This is a genomic window from Pseudomonas sp. GD03875 (assembly GCF_029840585.1).
GTDB classification, from domain to species: Bacteria; Pseudomonadota; Gammaproteobacteria; order Pseudomonadales; family Pseudomonadaceae; genus Aquipseudomonas; species Aquipseudomonas paralcaligenes.
Map to the genome: position 1 here is coordinate 88,223 of NZ_JAOCCV010000008.1, position 18,497 is coordinate 106,719.

20 protein-coding genes and 1 pseudogene are annotated in these 18,497 nt (G+C 67.2%); all 21 read left to right on the forward strand.

Annotated features, from left to right (window positions below; translation table 11 throughout):
- The first annotated feature begins 234 nt into the window (after positions 1-234).
- The 21 genes and pseudogenes from N5D30_RS09420 to N5D30_RS09520 all read left to right on the forward strand — a co-directional run bounded on the left by N5D30_RS09420 (position 235) and on the right by N5D30_RS09520 (position 18,485).
- The gene (locus tag N5D30_RS09420; RefSeq protein WP_004265528.1) at positions 235-2,250 is read left to right on the forward strand and encodes a DNA topoisomerase III; all 2,016 of its coding nucleotides are present in this window, start codon (positions 235-237) and stop codon (positions 2,248-2,250) included.
- A gap of 805 nt (positions 2,251-3,055) precedes the next feature.
- Positions 3,056-3,307, forward strand: a complete 252-nt coding sequence (locus N5D30_RS09425) for a hypothetical protein (RefSeq protein WP_003454891.1) — start codon at positions 3,056-3,058, stop codon at positions 3,305-3,307.
- Positions 3,308-3,332: 25 nt separating this feature from the next.
- Positions 3,333-3,725 (forward strand): hypothetical protein, encoded by a 393-nt coding sequence (locus N5D30_RS09430; RefSeq protein WP_003454890.1) that lies wholly within the window; start codon positions 3,333-3,335, stop codon positions 3,723-3,725.
- Positions 3,726-3,828: 103 nt separating this feature from the next.
- A complete protein-coding gene (locus tag N5D30_RS09435; protein WP_004265538.1) occupies positions 3,829-4,293 on the forward strand; it encodes a hypothetical protein in 465 nt (154 codons plus the stop codon).
- An 80-nt stretch (positions 4,294-4,373) separates the two neighbouring features.
- Positions 4,374-5,090, forward strand: coding sequence for a hypothetical protein (locus N5D30_RS09440; RefSeq protein WP_016451644.1), 717 nt, complete (start codon positions 4,374-4,376; stop codon positions 5,088-5,090).
- A gap of 292 nt (positions 5,091-5,382) precedes the next feature.
- Complete coding sequence (locus N5D30_RS09445) at positions 5,383-6,180, forward strand: hypothetical protein (RefSeq protein ID WP_003454887.1); 798 nt, start codon at positions 5,383-5,385, stop codon at positions 6,178-6,180.
- A 75-nt stretch (positions 6,181-6,255) separates the two neighbouring features.
- The gene (locus N5D30_RS09450; RefSeq protein WP_003454886.1) at positions 6,256-6,621 is read left to right on the forward strand and encodes a DUF3085 domain-containing protein; all 366 of its coding nucleotides are present in this window, start codon (positions 6,256-6,258) and stop codon (positions 6,619-6,621) included.
- 143 nt (positions 6,622-6,764) lie between these two features.
- Positions 6,765-7,103 (forward strand): annotated as a pseudogene (locus tag N5D30_RS09455) (Nin-like protein); the annotation flags it as partial.
- A gap of 304 nt (positions 7,104-7,407) precedes the next feature.
- Positions 7,408-7,971: an STY4534 family ICE replication protein gene (locus tag N5D30_RS09460; protein WP_003454879.1), complete on the forward strand. Its 564-nt coding sequence runs from the start codon at positions 7,408-7,410 to the stop codon at positions 7,969-7,971.
- 120 nt (positions 7,972-8,091) lie between these two features.
- Entirely contained in the window at positions 8,092-8,721 is a 630-nt protein-coding gene (locus N5D30_RS09465) for a DUF3275 family protein (protein ID WP_003454876.1), read from the forward strand.
- 101 nt (positions 8,722-8,822) lie between these two features.
- Complete coding sequence (locus N5D30_RS09470) at positions 8,823-9,215, forward strand: hypothetical protein (protein WP_003454873.1); 393 nt, start codon at positions 8,823-8,825, stop codon at positions 9,213-9,215.
- 7 nt (positions 9,216-9,222) lie between these two features.
- On the forward strand, positions 9,223-9,492 hold the full coding sequence (locus tag N5D30_RS09475; protein WP_003454871.1) for a hypothetical protein: 270 nt from the start codon (positions 9,223-9,225) through the stop codon (positions 9,490-9,492).
- 137 nt (positions 9,493-9,629) lie between these two features.
- On the forward strand, positions 9,630-10,457 hold the full coding sequence (locus N5D30_RS09480) for a DUF932 domain-containing protein (protein WP_004265548.1): 828 nt from the start codon (positions 9,630-9,632) through the stop codon (positions 10,455-10,457).
- Positions 10,458-10,957: 500 nt separating this feature from the next.
- A complete protein-coding gene (locus tag N5D30_RS09485) occupies positions 10,958-11,614 on the forward strand; it encodes a hypothetical protein (protein ID WP_004265557.1) in 657 nt (218 codons plus the stop codon).
- 67 nt (positions 11,615-11,681) lie between these two features.
- The gene (locus tag N5D30_RS09490; protein WP_004265560.1) at positions 11,682-12,797 is read left to right on the forward strand and encodes a DUF6094 domain-containing protein; all 1,116 of its coding nucleotides are present in this window, start codon (positions 11,682-11,684) and stop codon (positions 12,795-12,797) included.
- Positions 12,798-12,929: 132 nt separating this feature from the next.
- Positions 12,930-15,212, forward strand: coding sequence for a helicase-related protein (locus tag N5D30_RS09495; RefSeq protein WP_016451645.1), 2,283 nt, complete (start codon positions 12,930-12,932; stop codon positions 15,210-15,212).
- 159 nt (positions 15,213-15,371) lie between these two features.
- Positions 15,372-15,983: a PilL N-terminal domain-containing protein gene (locus N5D30_RS09500; protein WP_016451646.1), complete on the forward strand. Its 612-nt coding sequence runs from the start codon at positions 15,372-15,374 to the stop codon at positions 15,981-15,983.
- Positions 15,980-16,624 carry a hypothetical protein gene (locus tag N5D30_RS09505; protein ID WP_004265569.1) on the forward strand — a complete coding sequence of 215 codons (645 nt, stop codon included), beginning with the start codon at positions 15,980-15,982 and terminating at the stop codon, positions 16,622-16,624. Before N5D30_RS09500 ends, N5D30_RS09505 begins: the two co-directional genes overlap by 4 nt.
- A 9-nt stretch (positions 16,625-16,633) precedes the next feature.
- The gene (locus tag N5D30_RS09510; RefSeq protein WP_004265574.1) at positions 16,634-17,365 is read left to right on the forward strand and encodes a TIGR03759 family integrating conjugative element protein; all 732 of its coding nucleotides are present in this window, start codon (positions 16,634-16,636) and stop codon (positions 17,363-17,365) included.
- Entirely contained in the window at positions 17,350-17,934 is a 585-nt protein-coding gene (locus N5D30_RS09515; protein ID WP_016451647.1) for a transglycosylase SLT domain-containing protein, read from the forward strand. The genes N5D30_RS09510 and N5D30_RS09515 overlap by 16 nt, the downstream gene beginning before the upstream one ends.
- The gene (locus tag N5D30_RS09520; protein WP_004265578.1) at positions 17,931-18,485 is read left to right on the forward strand and encodes an integrating conjugative element protein; all 555 of its coding nucleotides are present in this window, start codon (positions 17,931-17,933) and stop codon (positions 18,483-18,485) included. Before N5D30_RS09515 ends, N5D30_RS09520 begins: the two co-directional genes overlap by 4 nt.
- The last annotated feature ends 12 nt before the right edge of the window (positions 18,486-18,497 follow it).

Sequence of the window (18,497 nt, forward strand, 5' to 3'; positions counted from 1 at the left end):
TGCACCAGCTATCCCCAGGGGATAGCTCCAGGGTGTTCCACCGGGTTCCAGCCGCCCTCCCGAAACGACGCTCCCGCTGCGCCAGCCGTTGCGGCTTCGCGCATGCCGCTGCGGCAACGCATCGCCTGCCGATCACAAAGCGGTGTCTGCGCCAATCGGCTTCCTTGCTGCCGTCATCCGCTGGCCCGGCCAAGCTGGGGCCATCCGATGACCGCACACTTCCAAGGAGGCTTCATGCGCGTGTTCCTGTGCGAGAAGCCGTCCCAGGGCAAGGACATCGCCCGTGTGCTGGGCGCCGGCCAACGCGGCAACGGCTGCTACAGCGGTGCGGGTGTCGTCGTGACCTGGTGCATCGGTCATCTGGTCGAAGCGGTTCCGCCCGAAGGCTACGGCGAGCAGTACAAGCGCTGGGGCATCGAGCAACTGCCTATTCTTCCCGAGCGTTGGCGTGTCGAGCCCAAGGCGGCGACCGCGGCGCAGTTCAAGGTCGTGCAGCAGCTCGTCGCCAAGGCGGGCGAACTGGTGATCGCGACCGACGCCGACCGCGAGGGCGAGATGATTGCCCGCGAGATCATCGAGCTGTGCGGCTACCGCGGCCCGATCCAGCGCCTGTGGCTGTCGGCGCTCAACGATGCGTCGATCCGCAAGGCCCTGGGCACGCTCAAGCCGTCCGCCGAGACGCTGCCGCTTTACTTCTCCGCGCTCGCCCGATCGCGTGCCGACTGGCTGATCGGGATGAACCTGAGCCGCCTGTTCACGTTGCTCGGGCGCCAGGCCGGCTACACCGGCGTGCTGTCGGTCGGGCGCGTGCAGACACCGACGCTCAAGCTGGTGGTGGACCGTGACCGCGAGATCGCGCGTTTCGTTTCGGTGCCGTTCTGGGCCATCGAGGTTGCACTCTCACATGCGGGCCAGTCCTTCGTCGCAAGCTGGACGCCGCCGCAGGGCAGCACCGACGACGCCGGCCGCTGCCTGCAACAGCCGGTGGCGCAGCAGGCTGCCGAGCGCCTGCGCGCGGCCGGTGCCGCCCAGGTGCTGTCGGTGGAAACAGAGCGCGTGCGCGAAGGGCCGCCGCTGCCGTTCGACCTCGGCACGCTGCAGGAGGTGTGCTCGAAGCAGTTGGGTCTGGACGTGCAGGAGACGCTGGACATTGCCCAGGCGCTGTACGAGACGCACAAGGCGACCACCTATCCGCGCTCGGACTCAGGCTACCTGCCCGAGAGCATGTTGGCCGAGGTGCCCACCGTACTCGACAGCCTGCTCAAGACCGACCCCGGCCTGCGCCCGCTGATCGACCGCCTGGATCGCCAGCAGCGTTCGCGGGCCTGGAACGACGGCAAGGTCACGGCGCACCACGGCATCATTCCCACGCTGGAACCGGCGAACCTCTCGGCGATGAGCGACAAGGAGCTGGCCGTCTACAGGCTGATCCGCGCCCACTACCTCGCGCAGTTCCTGCCGCACCACGAATTCGACCGGACGGTGGCGCAGCTTACGTGCGGCGGGCAGTCGCTGGTCGCGGTCGGTAAGCAGATCGCGGTGGCCGGATGGCGCCAGGTACTGGCGGCGCCGGAGCCCGACGACGCGGACGGCGAGGAAGCGCAGCGCGGCCAGGTGCTGCCGGCGCTGCGTGCTGGAGCTTCCTGCCAGGTCGGCCAGGTCGATCTGAAGGCGTTGAAGACGCTGCCGCCCAAGCCCTACACGCAGGGCGAGCTGGTCAAAGCCATGAAGGGCGTCGCCAAGCTCGTGACCGACCCACGCCTGAAGCAGAAGCTCAAGGACACCACGGGCATCGGCACCGAGGCCACGCGCGCCAACGTCATCAGCGCCTTACTGGCACGCGGCTATCTTGTGAAGAAGGGCCGTGCCATCCGCGCATCGGATGCGGCTTTCACGCTGATCGACGCGGTGCCGGCGGCCATCGCCGATCCGGGCACGACGGCGGTGTGGGAGCAGGCGCTGGACATGATCGAGGCCGGCCAGATGACGCTGGACACCTTCATCGCCAAGCAATCGGCCTGGGTCGCCCAGCTCGTGCAGCAGTACCGCGGCGCAACGCTCCCCCTCAAGCTGCCGCCCGCGCCGAGCTGCCCGCAGTGCGGCGCCCCGATGCGCCAGCGCACTGGCAAGAACGGCGCGTTCTGGTCGTGCAGCCGCTACCCGGACTGCAAGGGCACGGAGCCGGTCGAAACCGCGACAGGCAAGCCCGCAGCGCCAAGCCCGCGGCGTCGGTCTCCGAAGGCGAGCTGACGCCCACGTTTCCCTCTGCCACGCCGGCTGCTGCCGACGGCGGGGCAAACCTCCCGCACCCCGCGGGACTCCCCAGCGCGCGTTCCCTTCTGCAACGGTGTGCGCGTCCTGCAGGCCCATCACGGCCTGCTGGGCGAGAAGGTCATTTCTCCCCGGATCGCGTTCGCCGCGGTTCCCCTGATCGAGGTGCTTCCGCCGATACGCGAGCGGTCTCCTGACGCCTTGGTGTGCAAAACTGCGAGGCGCCAGGAGACCGCTTGCGGTCGACGGTATTCGGTGCCGGTGCCCGCCGGCGGAACAACGGGCTCCCTTTGTGTGTGGATGCACGCCAGAGGATTCCGGCCCCCAGCCACGAAACGGGCCGGGTGAGATTGCTGACGCAGCGAATGGCTTTGACGATGGCCTGGCCTGCTTGCAGCCCACAGGTGGATTGATTTCTCTCCAGCCGAAGCCTTGCGAGGCTTCGGCGCCTTTGTCGTGGGCGAACGGAATCGTGCATCGCTGCTCTTGCCAGCGCTCGGCCCAAACTGGACGGCGTTCGGTTCCGTTTGATCAGCGACGGAGTGCCGCCGCGCTTTCATTCTTCCCGCATGTGTCGCTGACGGTCGTCAGCACCATGCCCTGGCAGCCCCGGTCCTCAAGGCTGCAACGCGGTTCGCCGCGTTGACCGATCCAGTCCGCTTCGCACCGACCACCGCGGACGCGCGTCGCCACGACGCGGGTGCTTTTCATGTTCAACCCTTCGGGAGGTATCCGCTCCCGTCAGGGCGTGGTGCTCCCGGTCTTCAACCAACAGGAGAAAACCATGTCCCTTGCGCTCGCATCGGCACCTTTGAGTGCTGAACAGGCCCGAGCCGAATCCATCGGCTACCAGGCCCTGGCCTGCGTCGGCAAGCGCCTGCCCCTGCAAGTGCTGTGCAGCGCAGCCGGCCACTACATCGGCACCGCCGATGCGGACGGCCCGGTCTCGCGGGAGTCGGTCAGCTACTTCCGCTCGCACCACGCCGCCGAGCACGCCCTGCAAACGGGCCGCTGGCAGCAGCGCCTCCACCCGTGATGTCCAACCACCAGGAGCCCATGTCATGAACCGTGCCCTGCCTCAAGAGGTACTTGATCAGATCGAGCTGGAACACCAGCACTTCGCCGCCGCGCCCCAAGCCTTCTTCGAGGCGTGGAAACGCGGCGTCGACATCGCCGGAGCCGAATGGTTCGGCGACGGCACCCGCGAAGGCCTGCAGCGTGCCACCACCAAGTGGGATCTGCGGCCGAAGCTGCTGATGCTCAACGATGCCCTCGGCGTCCTGAGCAGCGGCCAGCGGATGTTCCTGTCCGCGATGGTGAGCTTCTACAACGCCCGCGAGGGCGGTGCGATGCTCAAGCGTTGCGGCTTCGAGGGTCTGTCCGACCTGGGCGGCCTCGACCTGGAACGGCGCAAGGTCGTCGCCGACCTGACGCTGAACTACAACGGCTGGTGAGCCGCGCTGCGGCCTGCCGACGTTCTTCTTTTCTTCCCACCCCACGAGGGACATGCGTCCCTGCATGGGGCCATGTCCCTCCTTTTCTTGAAAGGAGTGATTCATGTCCCCTGACTTTTCCATCGGTCTGCTCGTGACCGACGACGACATCGATGCGGTCATCCTTGAAGGCTGGCCGGCCGACGTGCGCAAGCCGCGCATCGTGGTGTTCGACTACGCCGGCAATGATGTGCCCGACGAGTATGTGCTGCATGTCAGCAGCGGAACCCCGAATACCGGATTGACCGGGCGCGAGGTGTTCCCGGTCGAGTACGGACCCGACTGCCGCTACCCATCGCCCGCTGAAGTCCTTTCGGTGCTCGATGCACCTAAGCCGGCCGGAAAACCTTCCGCGCTGAGCATCGCCCGCAACGTGCACCAGAGCATCCTCAACCTGGATGCGCGGCTGGATCGCCTGGAGCAGGCGCCGACCGGCGACGACTACAACCGCCTGTACCAGCTTGCGAATGGCGGCCTGCTCGACCTGTTGAAGGCGCTGGGCGACCCGTCCTCTACCGCTGCCGGCTGACCGGCTGCCACTTCATCCACCCGCTGGGGTTCAATCCCCAGCAGGGGATTGCCTCGGCCATCCCCTGCTGGAGAAATCCCATGTCCTACTCGAACAACAATCCCTTTGTCCGCGGCTACGACGGCCTGTCCGTCCAGCGGCTGCTCGCCATCTCCTACGACGACGACTGCCCGCTGACCTACCTGCCGCTGCATCCTTCGCAGTCGAATCTGCCGGACAGCCAGGTCGAACGGCGGGCCTGCATCTTCTCGGACGACTTCGTGCTGATCACCGAGGACCAGGTGGTCCCCAACGAGTTGCAGGCGCAATGCCGCAGCCACGGGCTCGCCCGCAACGTGGTCTATGCCGTGATGGCCGAGGAAGACGGCAAGCCACTGCACGTGGGCGACACTTACTCCGAAGAAGCGGCGCGGGAAGTCGTGCGGCGCCTGCGCTATGAAACCGGCTACTACAGCCGGTGCTGGGAAATCAGCAGCGCGCACCTCGACGCCGACGCACACCGCTTCCTCGCCGAACTGGCGGACATCGCCACGCCGACGCTGTTCCTGTTCGTCGCCTTCCGCATCCCGTACGGCCCGGCCATCGGGTTGAAGCTGATCGCCACGCCCTGGACCGACGAGAACCTGCGCGCGGTCGAAGGCATCACGGCCAAGCGGCTGATGCAGGAGCATCGCAAGAAGGGCATGCCGGAATCCCTCATGCACGTGCTGCACCTGGCCGCGCTCGCCGACGTGCGCATGCTGGTCTTCGATGCCGATGCGCAGGTGCTGGACGGCCTGCCGATCTACGACGACTGACACCACCTTTCGAGCCCCCACGCGGGGCTCGTATTCTTTCTGGACGAAGCCGGTGGACGCGCAGTGCCGATTCCCCCGCGTCGCTGGCCCACGCCTGACGCACGCTGCTCGCATGTTCGCTGGCGTTGCCGGCAAGCATGCCCAGGCAGTCGAGACCTTCGAGGCTGCGGCACGGTTCGCCGTGCTGGTTGCTATTCCTTCTCCGGGCGCATGTCGCGTCCATCCACCTCACCCCCAAGGGACACACCTCCCTTGCGGGCGGAAGTCCCTTGGTTGCCACAAGGAGTCTTCCATGGATACCCAAGCCATCCGCGCACAGATGCCGACGCTGGTTCGCGGCCACGTGCCTTCCAACGTCCGCAGCTTCAAGTTCAACATCTTCGACGGCCAGCCCAAGGTTTCGACGCTGGGCTTCCACGTTGATCCCAAGCCCTTCGAGGGCAAGGTCATCGCCACCACCGACGAGGCCATCGTCGTCAAGACGGGGCGGGCCGAGTTCGCGGTGCTCGACAAGGCCCTCGTCACCGACGTGCCCGACGAAGGCGCCAAGGTGCAGGTCGAACCGTATGCGCGGCGCCGCTTCGACGGCTTGCGCGCGGATACGCCCGAGGAGAGCACTGAGTTCACCGCCGACGGCCAGCCGTACACGGTGAAGCGGCTCATCCTGGGTTCCGCGCCGGCCAAGCTGCCGATCCCCGAGCCGCAGTGCCCCGAGCTGCAGGAGCTGATCCACCAACTGGAGCAGTTGCCCGCGCCCGATGGATTCCGCCGCATCACGCACCTGCTGGTGGATGCCGGCGCGCGGGACTTCACGGTGGTCGATCCGAGCCCCAGCAACATCATCGCCACGCCGCCGGCCATCGGCTTCACCGTCGCTTCGGCGAAGTTCCAGGGGCGCGTCACCGTGCTCTACGAACGCGGCCTCGACACCTACGCGGTGGAGCTGCATCGCGAAGGCGAGCTGGTCGAGCGGGTCGATGAAGTGTTCTTCGACACCTTGGGCCAGGTGCTGGAGCGGCTGATCGACGACGGGAGCTGGCGCCTCATCCGCGTACAGCGCCTGTCCGGTCGCAAGCCCGTCCAGCACTGATCCCCTCACGTCCCCAAGCGGCTTCCCGTCCTCGCGGCGGGAAACCTTCTTCCTTCACCGTTGGAGACCACTTCCATGACTGTTCGATTCAAAGGCACCGAGCTTCGGCCCGTGCTTGCCGAGGCGGCGGCCAACCAGTGCCGCGTCATCCTGGTCAAGGACCAGGGCGTGTATTTCATGGCCGAGCACGGCGAGAGCCGGCCCGATGGGCGGCGCAAGACCATCGCCTACGCCGTGGGCTGCAACCCCGATGTCGATGCGTTCGACGACTGGTGGGAACTGGCGCGCGCCGAATTCGGCGGCGACGACTTCGGCGAGTTCTTCGCCCTGCAGGAACGGGTCCTCACCCGTATCCTGCACAGCGAGGACGACCTCGAAGTGTCGGCCACGGTCACGCACCTGTCGATGCAGGCGGTATCCGCTGCACCGGCCGGCCACTGACCGTACTGCTTCCCAGCCCCCTTCACGGGGGCTTCTCTTTATCTCGTGCCGCGGCCCATGGCCGCATCGCACGCGCTCGTCTCCAGTCCGGCTCGGGCCGCTCACGCCGGCATCTGCCGGTGCCACCGCCTGGTGACGCCTGCATGCGAGACCCGTTCAAGATCGAGCAACCGACCTGCATCAGCTTCAGCGGCGGCCGCACCAGCGCGTACATGCTCTGGCGCGTGCTGCAAGCCAACGGCGGCCTGCCCGCAGATGCCGTCGTCTGCTTCGCCAACACCGGAAAAGAAGTGGAAGCCACCTTGCGCTTCGTGCGCGACTGCGCCGAGCACTGGCAAGTGCCGATCCACTGGCTGGAGTACCGGCCCATCGAACCGGGCTTCGTGGTGGTGGACTTCGATACCGCCAGCCGCGCGGGCGAGCCCTTCGAGATGCTGGTCCGCAAGCGGCAGTACCTGCCCAACCCGGTGGCGAGAGGGTGCCACTAATGCGGACAGCCGCCGGTGCCGATTGCCGCTCGCGCGGGCGCGCGCCTGGCGCCACGCTGCCGCCATGTTCCGCTGACGCCCGTCAGCAGCATGCCCAGGCAGTCTCGATCTTCAAGACTGCGACGCGGTTCCGACCGCGTTGATCAACCAGTTCGCTCCGGCATCCCAGCGCGAACAGCCATCGGTTCTCCCGATGGTGATGCCACCCAAGCTGTTCCTTCAACCCACGCGGGGGTTCCACACCTTCCCCGCCTTGGGTCGGGTGTGTCTCCGCCTCATTGTTCTCAGGAGATTCACCATGACCACTTCCACCGACAAGTCCTACTTCGACCTGCACATCACCGGACTCGGGTATCTCAATCGCATCCGCGAAGTGAAGCCCAAGAAAGGCGATGCGTTCCTGGCCTGCGACATCGCGGCGCTCAACGGCCCCAGCGATGACGTGGCCTACGTGCGTTTCGACACGCGCGTCTCGGGCTCCGAAGCGCAGCACCTCGTGCGCCGCTGCATCCAAGCGGTCGATGCCGAGAAGAAAGTGATGATCGGCTTCCGTCTGGGCGACCTGTGGGCCGACACCTTCACCTACTCCAAGGGCAAGCGTGCCGGCGAGCAGGGGGTGAGCTTCAAGGCCCGCCTGCTGTTCGTCAGTTGGATCAAGGTCGACGGCAAGCTCGTCTACAAGGCCGAGCCCAAGCCGACCGATGCCGACCAGCGCGACGAACGCGACGTGCGTAACACGGATGTCCCCGCGACGTTCGCTGAGCCGCAAGCCGCTGCGTTCGAGCCCGCCAGGCCCGCCGCCGAAGCTGCCGACGAAGCCACTGCCGATGCGCCTGCATTGGAAGTTGCCGAGTCGTTCTGATCCGCAAGGCCCCGACTCTGAATTGAGTCCGGGGCTTTGTCTTCTCCCACTCGCGTGCGCATGCGACCGTCGCCATGACGGCCGTGTGCGTGATCGCAGCTTCGTCCGCAGGAGTTCTTCATGATCACCATTCCCGGCCAATTGGCCATCAAGACCATCCACGGCCGTAACGGCGACTTCAACGTCGGGCGCCTTGCGACCTCCATCGGCGAGTTCGTCGTGAAGAACGCCGAACTCGACCAGTACGCCGAAGGCAAGTACGAGGGCGATTTCGCCATCGCGGAGATTCGCCCGTCCACGTACACCGCCAACGGCCGCATGGTCATTGAGATCCGCGCCCTCCTGGGTGGGATGACTTTGTCCAACATCGACGCCCTGAGCCGTGACGACGCCCGCCGGCTGAGTCCGCAGGAAGTCGATCCGATCGACGAGGAAGCGCAGACCGCCACGCCGACGCCGACGACCGCCCCCAAGGCGGCCGGCCGGAAGAAGGCGCGCAGCTCGCGCGACCCGCTGGTCGATACCACGCCGTTCGGCAGCGAGCCGGCTGCTGCGTCTGCCGAGGCTACGGCCCATGCGGACGACGACGGCGACGCGGCGCTGTTCGGCACACTCTGGCCGCTGGGCGATGTCGTCAAGCTCGATGCCACCGTGGATCGGCGCGTGCTGCGTCAGCAGCGCGACCGCCTCGGCGACCTGGGCTACGAGTTCGCTCCGCTGTCCCAGGACTGGCACCTCACCAGGGTCTGATCCCATCGCCATTTCACGCCGCATGCCTGCGGCTTTCCACCACCCGCCGGGGCTCCTTCCCCGGCGGGAGGACTCCGGCCCTTTCTCACAGGAGTCATTCCATGGGCTGGACATTCGTTCGATTGACGCGCGATCAGTTGATCCGCGAGCTGACCGCAACCGAGGAAACCGAGCGGTCGCGCAGTGAGGTCATCGACCACACGCTGGTCGGCAACGTGCTGTGGACGGTGGCGCGCGTCACCGCCAAGCAGGCCGGCGTCCTGGGTCTCGCACCCGGCGAGTCGGCCACCTTGATCGGCTGCCATCTGCTGGAAAGCGAGGGCCGCGAATGGGGCTACAAGTTCCTGGTCGAGGCCGAGCACCCGTACTACTACTCGTGCCCGCTGCGCTATCTCGACATGGCGCCGCAGCGCTGCGCCACCTGGCGCGCAAGGGTGCATGCCTTCCACCAGCAGCCGACGCGCAAAGCGGCCGGCGATGCAGCCACCGACTGAGGCGAACATGGACACCCTCATGTCGTCCTTGCCGCCCGAGCTGCTTCGCTTCGTCGAAGACCAGTTGGCCAACAACGAGGTTTCCGACGACGACGAACTGCGCGAGCACTTCATCGCCAACGGCCTGAGCGAAGAACAGGCGTGGCAGGCACTGACCTACCGCGCGCTGTACCTGCGACACGTCTTTCTCGACGGCTTCACGCCGATCCTCAAAGGCCAGGAAGCGCTTTGCTTCAACCCGCACAGCCGCGGCTGGGAGCCGGTTCCGAACCCATAGGCCGGCCTTCACGCGGCGCACTTCTTCATCCCTTTCATCAGGCCCTGTTCAGCAGGGCTTTTCTTCGTCCTACGCAATCGCACGCATCCGGCCTCGGCCGCTGGATGCCGATTGCTCCATTCCGCAAGGAGATCATCATGCAACTCGCATCTCGCTTCGCCCCTCGTTCCCCGGTGCTGCGCGCCGACCATCCGTTGTCGGACGATCAGATTCGCACCGTGGCCCCATCCATCTTCGCGGACACCCCGCACGAAAGCCGCTCCGAACGGTACAGTTACATCCCCACGGCGGCTGTGCTGACCGAACTGCGCAGAGAAGGTTTCCAGCCGTTCATGGTGTGCCAGACCCGCGTGCGACACGAGGATCGCCGCGACTACACCAAGCACATGCTGCGCCTTCGCCACGCCAGCCAGATCAACGGCGCCGAGGCGAACGAGATCATCCTGCTCAACTCGCACGACGGCACCAGCAGCTACCAGATGCTCGCGGGCATGTTCAGATTCGTCTGCCACAACGGCCTGGTGTGCGGCGACACCTTCGCCGACGTGCGCGTGCCCCACAAGGGCAACGTCACCGATCACGTGATCGAAGGCGCCTACGAGGTGCTGCACGGCTTCGAGCGCGTGCAGGACTCGCGCGACGCCATGCGCGTCATCACCCTCGACGACGGCGAGGCCGAAGTCTTCGCCAGGTCGGCGCTGACCTTGAAGTACGACGAGTCGGGCAAGGCCTTGCCCATCACGGAGACGCAGATCCTGCGGCCTCGTCGTTTCGACGACAACCGTGCCGATCTTTGGTCGGTCTTCAACCGGGTTCAGGAGAACCTGGTCAAGGGCGGCCTGACTGGCCGTGCCGCCAACGGGCGCCAGCAGCGCACGCGACCCGTTCAGGGCATCGACCAGAACGTCCGGCTCAACCGGGCGCTTTGGCTGCTCGCGGATGGCCTGCGTCAGCTCAAAGCCTGACCCACAAGCGGATCGTGCCTCGCGGCATGGTCCGCTTTTTCTTTGGCGGCGCTGTGCTGCCAGCGCACCACGTTCAGTTTGGTTCGGTGTAACCCTAATGCGGCAATTCGCTGCCGCCGCGAAAATTGCGGTTCGACTGCATACCTCCCTGGCTTTTCCTCCCTGAGCCAAGCAGTCATCTTTGCCGCCTCGGTGTTCCCGGGGCGGTTTTCTTTTATGGCCGTCCTTCCAGGCCGCGGGCGATGCGCCAGCGCAAACAGGGTTGGACGCTGGGTCGGTTTTCCGCTCCCGCTGTAGGCGCACCTTGGCGCAGGCTATGTCCCATGTCCGTCGGCGTTGCCGACAACATGCCCAGGTAGTCCAGACCTTCAAGGCTACGGTGCGTTGCGACGCACGGTCTGATTCTTCACCACGACGCTCACCGCGTCTTCTTCCATCCCCCTGGGGCAGTGACTGCCCTCGCGGTTGGTGCTGTCTCCGCTCACTTCGAGGACATCACCATGCCTGCACCTTCTTCCCCCAAGACGCTCTATCGCATCGACGAATGCCCCGACCTGATGGCCGATGGCGTCGTCGGTGACGAGAACGGCAACCTGGTCTTCATCTCCCTCTGGGCGCGCGACACCGCCGTCCAGGAATTCCTGGCCCGCCTCACCCTGGGCCGGGACGAACAGGGACTGGATCAGTTCCACGTCATCACCGAGCAGGGCGCCAGCATCCCGGTCTTCGTCGGCAACGTCGAGAACCTGGAGAAACGCAGCGCACGCGCCTACCGGCGCACGCTGTTCGGCTCGCTGACCAACATCTGGCTGTTCGATCGGCGCTGCGTCAAACCCGACAAGGCCAACGCCAGCGCACTGGCGCTCCTGCCTCGCGATTCCACGCACCGGCTCGACCGGCTGTGGACGCTGGTGCGGGACACGTGCCCGCTGCCGCTTCTCGATCCCTGGCGCGACAGCGTACTGGAACTGCTGCAGGCGAAGTCGATGCTGACGCGCCTGCCGTTCGCCCTCGGGCCTCTGGAAGGCCATCGGCTCGCCATCGACGTGCCGACGCTGACCGAGGTGCTGGGCGGCCTGATCCGCAGCGGCGCGCTCGTCGGCGGCGCACCCGCCAGCCGCACCCCCTCGGCGCAACCGCTCGAAGCGGTGGCTTGAGGTTCCTTCACCGGACATGCACGCGCGCATGTCCGCATCCCTTCATCTTCAATGCCAGGAGATTCCCATGGCCCTCATGTTCCCGCGGCTCGCCCGCAACTTCGTCAAGAACGGGTACTTCCCCACGGATGAACCCACGCTCGAAAGAGCACTCACCGCACTGGCGCCCGCCGAGGCCTCGGCCGGGCCGCTGTGCATCCTCGATCCCTGCGCCGGCGAAGGCGTGGCGATCGCCGAAGCCGCGCACGCCCTCGGGCGCGAGCAGGTCCAGGCCTTCGCCGTCGAGTACGAGGCCGAGCGCGCACGCCATGCCCGGCAACTGGTCGATCGCTGCATCCACGGCGACCTGATGGACACACTGATCAGCCGGCAGAGCTTCGGCCTGCTGTGGCTCAACCCGCCGTATGGCGACCTGTCCAAGGACACCAACGGCAACGTCGGCTACCAGGGCCAGGGCCGCGCTCGGCTGGAAAAGCTGTTCTATCAGAAGGCGCTGCCGCTGTTGCAGTACGGCGGCGTGCTGATCTACATCGTCCCGCACTACGTGCTCGACGCCGAGCTGGTCGGATGGCTGACCCGGCACTTCGCCGAGTTGCGCATCTACCGCGCGGTGGACACGCAGTTCAAGCAGGTCGTGATCTTCGGTCGCAAGGTTCGCCAGCGCGACCAGGCATCGGAGTCTGTCAAGGCCACGCGCGCGCTGCTGCTGCAGATAGGTCTTGGCGACGCCGAAGCGGAAGAGCTGCCAGTCGAATGGCCGTTCCTGCCCTACACGGTGCCTGCCACGGCCGAGCCGGAGCACTTCTACCGCGTGACGATGGAGCCCGAGCAGTTCGCCGAGGAAGTCGGCCGACTGCAAGGGCTCTGGCCGACGCTCGACACGCACCTGGGCGCCGCGCAGCAGTCGCTGCGGTCCCCGGCGCGAGGTTTATCGCATTGGCATCTCGCCTTGGCACTCGCCGCAGGTGCGATCTCCGGAGTGGTGAAGTCCAAGACGGGCCGCGTGCTCGTCGTCAAAGGCGACACCCACAAGGAGAAGACCTTGCACACGGAGTACACCGAGCGCGACGACGGTTCCGTGGCCGAGACGCGCATCCTGACCGACAAGTTCGTGCCGGTCATCCGTGCCTGGGACATGACACCAGGCTCGCCGACCTGCGGCGAGGTGTTGACCATCCGCTGATCGCTGTTCCCTGACGGTCGCCGTCGATCTGTTCTTCCACTGCGGCTTCGCGCCGTTCTTCTCTTCCCACCCCGGGGCATGCCATCGCCCCGCAGGGGGAGGTGCATGCCCCATCTTCTTTGGAGCATCACCATGTCCCTCGATACCGAAGTCGTTCCCGCCGCTGATGGCACGCCCGTCCAGAGCGACGTGCTCGAAGCGACTGCTTCTCCCCTGGCGATGAGCCTTCAGGATTTCGTTGCCGAATTCGGCGACGAGCTGCTGGACTCGCTCAACCGCGCCAACCCTCCCGTCTACACCGGCCAGGCCCGGCCGCATCGCCAGCTCGTGCTGGCCAGTCTCAAGCGCAAGCTGTTCGGCGCGCAGGCCGAGGTGGTGCATGCCGTTACCGAGCTGCTGGCCGACCGCGGCGAACGCGCCGCGATCGTCAATGGCGAGATGGGCTGCGGCAAGACCACGGTCGGCATCGCCACGGCGGCCGTGCTGCACGCCGAAGGCTATCGCCGCACGCTGATCCTCTCGCCGCCTCACCTGGTCTACAAATGGCGCCGGGAAATCCAGGAGACGGTGGCCGGCGCCAAGGTCTGGGTGCTCAATGGCCCGGACACGCTGGTCAAGCTCATCAAACTGCGCGAGCAATTGGGCGTGCCGGTACGCGGCCAGGAGTTCTACGTTCTCGGTCGCGTGCGGATGCGCATGGGTTTCCACTGGAAGCCCGTCTTCAACGTGCGGCGCACGCGGCACGGCGAAGTGGGCGCATGCCCGGACTGCGGCCAGGTCATCACCAATCTCGACGGCGAGCCGATCAACCCGGTCGAACTCGAAGCCGAGGACTACCGCCGCCGGTGCAGCCATTGCGCCGCACCGCTGTGGACGCTGATGCGACCGCGGAGCCTGTCCGCCAGCGACCAGTCCACGGCCGTCTTCAAAGCCTTGCAGCGCATCCCGACCATCGGAGAGGTCACGGCGCATAAGCTGATGAAGAAGTTCGGCGACGGCTTCCTGGCCTCAATGCTGGGCGACAACATCCACGAGTTCATCAACCTCATGGATGCCAACGGTGAGCTGGTGTTCTCGGATCGTCAGGCGCACCGCATGGAGCGGGCGATGGCGAACATGGAGTTCGGCTTCGGCGAGGGCGGGTATCAGCCCAGCGAATTCATCAAAAGGTACTTGCCGCAAGGCACGTTCGACCTGCTCATCGCCGACGAGGCGCATGAGTACAAGAACGGCGGTAGCGCCCAAGGCCAGGCCATGGGCGTGCTCGCAGCGAAGGCGCGCAAGGCCTTGCTGCTCACTGGCACGCTGATGGGCGGCTACGGCGACGACCTGTTCCACCTGCTGTTCCGAGCCCTGCCTGGGCGAATGATCGAAGACGGCTACCGCCCGACCAAGAGCGGCAGCATGACCTCGGCCGCGATGGCGTTCATGAGGGATCACGGCATCCTCAAGGACATCTATTCCGAGAGCACGGGCACGGCGCACAAGACGGCCAAGGGCAGCAAGGTCTCGGTGCGCACGGTCAAGGCGCCGGGCTTCGGCCCGAAGGGCGTGCTGCGTTGCGTCCTGCCGTTCACGGTATTCCTCAAGTTGAAGGACATCGGCGGCAACGTGCTGCCGTCCTACGACGAGGAGTTCCGCGAGGTGGCGATGGACACGGCGCAAGCCGCGGCTTATCGCGATCTGTCGTTTCGTCTGACCTCGGCGCTGAAACAGGCGCTGGCCAAGCGCGACACGACGCTGCTCGGTGTGGTCCTCAACGTGCTGCTGGCCTGGCCGGATTGCTGCTTCCGGTCGGAGACGGTGGTGCACCCGCGCACACGCCAGACCTTGGCCTTCGTTCCGGCTCAGTTCAACGAGCTGGAGGTGATGCCCAAGGAGCGCGAGCTGATCGAGATCTGCAAGCAGGAGAAGGCTGCGGGTCGCAAGACGCTGGTCTATTCGGTCTACACCGGCACGCGCGACACCACGTCGCGCTTGAAGGTGCTGCTGGAGCAGGAAGGCTTCAAGGTGGCGGTGCTGCGCGCAAGCGTGGATGCCTCCCGCCGCGAGGACTGGATCGCCGAGCAGTTGGACCGCGGCATCGACGTGCTGATCACGAACCCCGAGCTGGTGAAAACCGGCCTGGACCTGTTGGAGTTTCCGACGATCGTGTTCATGCAGTCGGGCTACAACGTCTACAGCCTGCAGCAGGCGGCCCGGCGCTCATGGCGCATCGGCCAGAAGCTGCCGGTTCGCGTGATCTACCTCGGCTACGCGGCTTCCTCGCAGATGACCTGCCTGGGGCTGATGGCGCGAAAGATCATGGTCTCGCAGAGCACGTCGGGAGACGTGCCCGAGTCGGGATTGGACGTGCTGAACCAGGACGGTGATTCCGTCGAGGTGGCACTGGCCCGGCAACTCGTCGCGGCCTGATCCACCCACCCACGCCGGCTGCCCTTCGGGGCGCCGGCTTCTTTTTTCCGTGCATCGATGGCGCGCGATGAAGTCGGGCGCCTGCCAGTTCCCTTTGTTTGCTGCCCGAACGCTTCGCGGCGGCGATGGTGAGGGCTCCGTGTTCCAGGGAATTGCCCCATGCAACCACTCACCTGCGTCGCTCACCGCTTGGCTGTGCCTGCCTTGCTGGCCGGCTGCGTGCTCATCACCGGCTGCGCCGCCACGGGCACGACGAGCCCTCCCACTGTCCATGACTCGCTCCCCGAGCCTGCGGTGTTGGTCAGAACCATCGCCCCGGAGCCCGAGCCGGGCCTGATCCCGGTGGCCCGCTACGGGCGCTACACGCTGGTCGAGATGGTGCCGGAACCGGCACAGCGCGACCTGCTGCGACAGGTGATCGAGATTTCGATTCCGCCGATCTTGGACGCGAGCGTCGGCGATGCCCTTCGGCACGTGCTGCTGCGCACCGGCTACCGGCTCTGCGACGCGACGGAGGCGACCGCGCTGTACGCGTTGCCGCTGCCGGCGGCGCACCTGCGGCTCGGGCCGCTGCCGCTGCGCGATGCCTTGCTGGCACTCGCCGGCCCGGCCTGGGAGTTGTCCGTCGATGACGCTTCGCGCGCGGTGTGCTTCACGCGCGTGACGACTGCGCGTGCGCCGAGCGCAAGCCCGATTCCCGCGGCTCCGGCACCGAGCGCGCCGGCCGCCGAACCCGCCGATTCCCACGTGCCCCAGGAGGCCCAGCCATGACCATCCCGCAGCTTCCCGACGAGAACGCCGGCCGCGCGCGCTGGTTGAAGATCACAGCGGCCGCATGGCTGCTGCTCGTGAGCATCCTGGCCGTGGTCAACAGCGTGGGCCTGTCGCGCCTGAGCGAGCAAAGCCAGGCCAGCGCCCAGGATGCCCACGTGCAGGCGCTCAACACGCGCGTCGCCGAACTCGAACAGCAGGCGGCGGCCTCGAAGAACCAGCCCAAGCCCGTCACCCAACCCGACTTCGAGGCCGCCCGCAAGTTGCTGGACGAACGCCTGGCACAGGTGGAGCACACCCAGGGCGCAGACGCCCATGCCGGCGACTTGCAGGCGCTGCAGGCGCGCATGGGCGACCTCGAAGCTCGCATGAAGCGAACCGCCGCGCCTGCCGCGGCACCCCGGCGCACCGCCGAGCCGGCCAAGCCCAAGGTGCCCGAACCGCCGTTCAACGTCGTGGGCGTGGAGCTGCGCGGCGGCGAGCGCTTCCTGTCGGTGGCGGCACCCAAGGCGTCGTCGGTGCTGGACGTGTGGCTGCTGCGCGAAGGCGATGCCGTGGGCGCGTGGCATCTGCTGGCGATCGAGGCGCGCGCCGCCGTGTTCCGCGTGGATGGACAGACCCAGCGCCTCGCGCTGCCGTAGGAGCCGGCCATGAAGCACGCCGCGATCTGCTTCGCCGCCATCCTCGCCGCTGTCGCAGGAACGGCAGGCACGGCCTCGGCACAGTCGGCGCCGGTCGCGTCCTCGCGCACGGTGCCCGCCCAGATTCAGAACAGCAGCGACGCCGCGCTGGACGAACGGCTGGCGCGCGATTGGGGCCTGCGCTCCGATGAGTGGGCGCGCTACCGCCAACTGATGCAGGGGCCGCTGGGCATCTATTCCCCGAACCTCGATCCGCTCACGGCGCTGGGCATCGAGGCGCGCAGCGACGAGGAACGCAACCGCTATGCGGAGCTGCAGGTGCAGGCGGAATCGAAGCGCGTGGGCAAGACGCTGGCCTACCAGCGGGCCTACGACGCGGCGTGGAAGCGGCTCTATCCGGGACAGCAGCGCGTGAACATGCCGGGTGCGAAGGCGCCGGGCGCCGGCAACCGGGGCTCGGGCCGGCTGGCGGTTTTCGTGAAGGCCGAGTGCCCGTCGTGCGAGCAGCGCGTGCGCCAGCTGCAGGTGGCCGGCACCGCCTTCGACCTCTACATGGTCGGCAGCCGCCAGGAGGACGCCCGCATCCGCCAGTGGGCGACGCAGGCCGGCATCGACGCCGGCCGCGTGCGCTCCCGCACCATCACGCTCAACCATGACGCCGGGCGCTGGCTGTCGCTCGGCCTGCCCGGCGATCTGCCCGCCGTGGTGCGCGAGGTCAACGGCCAATGGCAGCGGCAGTAACCCGCCGTGCAGGCTGCGCGGCCTTGGTCCTCGGCCTCAGCGCCCATGCCGCCATCGTCTTCGGCCAGGAGGTGCCACCACCCGCCTACCAGCTCGCCGCCCAGCAGGCGGGCGTGCCGTCGCCGGTGCTGTATGCGGTGGCGCTGCAGGAGAGCGGCGCCCGGCTGCGCGGCCGGCTGATCCCGTGGCCGTGGACGCTCAACGTCGCCGGCCGCGCCGAACGCTATGCCACGCGGGCCGAGGCCTGCGCCGGCATCCGCCGGGCGCTCGCCCGCACGCCGGTCAACCGCATCGACGCCGGCCTCGGCCAGGTCAACCTCGGCTACCACGCGCACCGCTACGCGCATCCCTGCGAGCTGCTCGACCCATACCGCAACCTCGCCATCGCCGCGGAAATCCTGCAGGAGCAGCACACGCCGGGCGAGGACTGGCTGGTCGCCATCGGCCGCTACCACCGCCCCGCGGGCGGGGCGCCCGCCGCCCGTTACCGCCGCAGCGTCCACCAGCACCTGACCCGCGTGCTCGGGCCGGGAGCCTCACTTCCCTCTGCCCGGAGTCCCATGCCATGAACCGCATCCTCGTCGCCGCGACTGCGGCGCTGCTGGCCACCACCGCAGACGCGCAGGACCGCGGCCCCGTTACCAAGAACAGTTCCCCGCCGCTGATCGTGGTCGAGGACAAAGGCGGCACCTCGGCGCTGCCGTACTACCGGGCCTTGAATCCGCAGGATGCGCAGCCCGGTCAGCCAGCCACGCCGCAAACCAAGCCGCGCATTGGCGGCCCGGCCGAAGCCGAGGCGGCCATGCTGCCGGTGCGCTCGATGCGGCTGACACCCGGCGACGAGCCGCGCCGCGTGATCCGCGCGCCGGGCCTGACGCCGCTGTTCCTGATCGGCGACGACGACCGCTCACGAGCCTGGCTCCAACGACGGGGCAAGGACTTGCAGGCGCTACGCGCCGTGGGCTTGGTGGTCAACGTGGCGACGCCCGAAGCCCTGGCCGCGTTGCGTCGCCTCGCACCGGGCTTGATGCTGTCGCCGGCCTCGGGCGACGAGCTGGCGCAGCGCTTGGGGCTCAAGCACTACCCGGTGCTGATCACCGCCACCGGCATCGAGCCCTGACGTGACGTGAAG

Excerpts from the sequence above, each read along its gene's own strand:
- N5D30_RS09420 (WP_004265528.1), top strand. The coding sequence starts at position 235 with ATGCGCGTGTTCCTGTGCGAGAAGCCGTCCCAGGGCAAGGACATCGCC.
- N5D30_RS09425 (WP_003454891.1), top strand. The coding sequence starts at position 3,056 with ATGTCCCTTGCGCTCGCATCGGCACCTTTGAGTGCTGAACAGGCCCGA.
- N5D30_RS09430 (WP_003454890.1), top strand. The coding sequence starts at position 3,333 with ATGAACCGTGCCCTGCCTCAAGAGGTACTTGATCAGATCGAGCTGGAA.
- N5D30_RS09435 (WP_004265538.1), top strand. The coding sequence starts at position 3,829 with ATGTCCCCTGACTTTTCCATCGGTCTGCTCGTGACCGACGACGACATC.
- N5D30_RS09440 (WP_016451644.1), top strand. The coding sequence starts at position 4,374 with ATGTCCTACTCGAACAACAATCCCTTTGTCCGCGGCTACGACGGCCTG.
- N5D30_RS09445 (WP_003454887.1), top strand. The coding sequence starts at position 5,383 with ATGGATACCCAAGCCATCCGCGCACAGATGCCGACGCTGGTTCGCGGC.
- N5D30_RS09450 (WP_003454886.1), top strand. The coding sequence starts at position 6,256 with ATGACTGTTCGATTCAAAGGCACCGAGCTTCGGCCCGTGCTTGCCGAG.
- N5D30_RS09460 (WP_003454879.1), top strand. The coding sequence starts at position 7,408 with ATGACCACTTCCACCGACAAGTCCTACTTCGACCTGCACATCACCGGA.
- N5D30_RS09465 (WP_003454876.1), top strand. The coding sequence starts at position 8,092 with ATGATCACCATTCCCGGCCAATTGGCCATCAAGACCATCCACGGCCGT.
- N5D30_RS09470 (WP_003454873.1), top strand. The coding sequence starts at position 8,823 with ATGGGCTGGACATTCGTTCGATTGACGCGCGATCAGTTGATCCGCGAG.
- N5D30_RS09475 (WP_003454871.1), top strand. The coding sequence starts at position 9,223 with ATGGACACCCTCATGTCGTCCTTGCCGCCCGAGCTGCTTCGCTTCGTC.
- N5D30_RS09480 (WP_004265548.1), top strand. The coding sequence starts at position 9,630 with ATGCAACTCGCATCTCGCTTCGCCCCTCGTTCCCCGGTGCTGCGCGCC.
- N5D30_RS09485 (WP_004265557.1), top strand. The coding sequence starts at position 10,958 with ATGCCTGCACCTTCTTCCCCCAAGACGCTCTATCGCATCGACGAATGC.
- N5D30_RS09490 (WP_004265560.1), top strand. The coding sequence starts at position 11,682 with ATGGCCCTCATGTTCCCGCGGCTCGCCCGCAACTTCGTCAAGAACGGG.
- N5D30_RS09495 (WP_016451645.1), top strand. The coding sequence starts at position 12,930 with ATGTCCCTCGATACCGAAGTCGTTCCCGCCGCTGATGGCACGCCCGTC.
- N5D30_RS09500 (WP_016451646.1), top strand. The coding sequence starts at position 15,372 with ATGCAACCACTCACCTGCGTCGCTCACCGCTTGGCTGTGCCTGCCTTG.
- N5D30_RS09505 (WP_004265569.1), top strand. The coding sequence starts at position 15,980 with ATGACCATCCCGCAGCTTCCCGACGAGAACGCCGGCCGCGCGCGCTGG.
- N5D30_RS09510 (WP_004265574.1), top strand. The coding sequence starts at position 16,634 with ATGAAGCACGCCGCGATCTGCTTCGCCGCCATCCTCGCCGCTGTCGCA.
- N5D30_RS09515 (WP_016451647.1), top strand. The coding sequence starts at position 17,350 with ATGGCAGCGGCAGTAACCCGCCGTGCAGGCTGCGCGGCCTTGGTCCTC.
- N5D30_RS09520 (WP_004265578.1), top strand. The coding sequence starts at position 17,931 with ATGAACCGCATCCTCGTCGCCGCGACTGCGGCGCTGCTGGCCACCACC.